Source organism: Paraburkholderia sp. SIMBA_054 (genome assembly GCF_046534875.1).
Taxonomy (GTDB): Bacteria; Pseudomonadota; Gammaproteobacteria; order Burkholderiales; family Burkholderiaceae; genus Paraburkholderia; species Paraburkholderia hospita.
On sequence record NZ_JAWRXV010000598.1, the window covers coordinates 1 to 282 of the forward strand.

Below are 282 nucleotides of genomic sequence, written 5' to 3' on the forward strand. Positions count from 1 at the left end.
TTCTAGCGCACCGTTCGTTAGTGTTGTTCGACCTGCCAGCGCAGCACAGGATGCGTCGCGCCCGCAGGCATCGTCCACGCCCCGTTGCTGCTGAAGTCCCAACCGGCGAAGCTCGCCGGATCGCTCATCTGCGCGGTCGTCAATCCGTTCGACGGCGGCAGATTACCGCCGCTCGTCGCCACGCCCGTCGTCTCGGCGTTCCAGTAGACGTTGCTGCCAAGCCCCGAGCAATACGCGCAGACGCCGCCTACCTGGCGCAAGCTGTACGCGGAGACCTTGCCG

At 66.0% G+C, this 282-nt stretch carries 1 pseudogene; it reads right to left on the reverse strand.

What is annotated here, in order from left to right:
* Nucleotides 1-17: 17 nt before the first annotated feature.
* Nucleotides 18-282: pseudogene (locus tag SB822_RS56490) on the reverse strand (filamentous hemagglutinin); the annotation flags it as partial.